Source organism: Mycobacterium sp. (assembly GCF_008709575.1).
Classification (GTDB): domain Bacteria; phylum Actinomycetota; class Actinomycetes; order Mycobacteriales; family Mycobacteriaceae; genus Mycobacterium.
This window is the reverse complement of the sequence record NZ_VYIK01000124.1, coordinates 1,212-2,057: the sequence shown is the minus strand read 5'-3', so window position 1 is coordinate 2,057 and position 846 is coordinate 1,212. Positions and strand designations below refer to the sequence as shown.

General features: G+C 65.7%; 2 protein-coding genes. Both read right to left on the bottom strand.

All coding sequences use genetic code 11. The annotated features are described in order from the left end of the window. The coding region (locus tag F6Q13_RS17100; protein ID WP_293059101.1) for a putative inorganic carbon transporter subunit DabA at positions 1 to 175 on the bottom strand (175 nt) is incomplete at its 3' end. Between the two features lie 2 nt (positions 176 to 177). Next, the coding region (locus F6Q13_RS17095; RefSeq protein WP_293059095.1) for a hypothetical protein at positions 178 to 846 on the bottom strand (669 nt) is incomplete at its 5' end.

The window sequence follows — 846 nt, the reverse complement described above, 5'->3', positions numbered from 1 at the left end:
GGTGGCTGGCCCGCCGGATTGCCTGTTCGAAGGGCATGGACTCCAGTCCGGCCAGCGGGTTGACCGCGATGAAGGTCTCGAGTGGGTAGTGCACCGGGATCACCCGGGCGGCCAGGTTTACCTCGCTGCGCAGCTGCGCGCGGCGGGTGTCGGCTGAGACGTGATCGGCCGCCATAGTCACCGCAGCGCTCCCATCGGTTGGTAAGCCAGGGGATGGGTAGTCGGCATGGGTTGTGAACGAGACGCTGCAATATTCCCGGCGGCAAGTGCTTTCGTATAAATCACGCGTTGTAGGCGGCCCATCCAGCCGTTGGGTGGCGCTTGGCGCAATAGGGTCAGTGCGCCCAGGATGACCGTCACTGTGACGATGCCCAAAGACGAGGCCGGCGGCACGGTGGCCGGGGGCAGGCCGACAGCGAGGAAACCGGTCACCGCGCCGACCAGCGTTAGATACCCGATGGCTGCAACGAGCAGCACGAAAGTTCCGATAAGAGCAGCCCGCACGTCAGGGTTGCGTGCCAGCCAGCCCGCCAACGCGGCCGCGGCGGTGGCCCAGGCGAAGACCAGTAGTGCGTGCGTCGAGCCGTGCTCGAATTCTGGAGGTCGCACGATGCTGCTTGCTGCGTATAGCGCGGCGCCAGCGAGCAGCATCGCCGATCCGTGGACGGCTGACCAACGGGCCGGGGCAAGTGTCGGCGCGGGCGGCCGGGCGGCCTTTTGGCGCCGCTTAGCGATTGCCGAGCCGGATGATAGGAACAATGTGGCCTTGTAAAAACCGTGGCCCACCAGGTGAAATACCGCGGCTGCGAACAGGCCCAACCCGCAGGTCAAGACCATGAAGCCCAT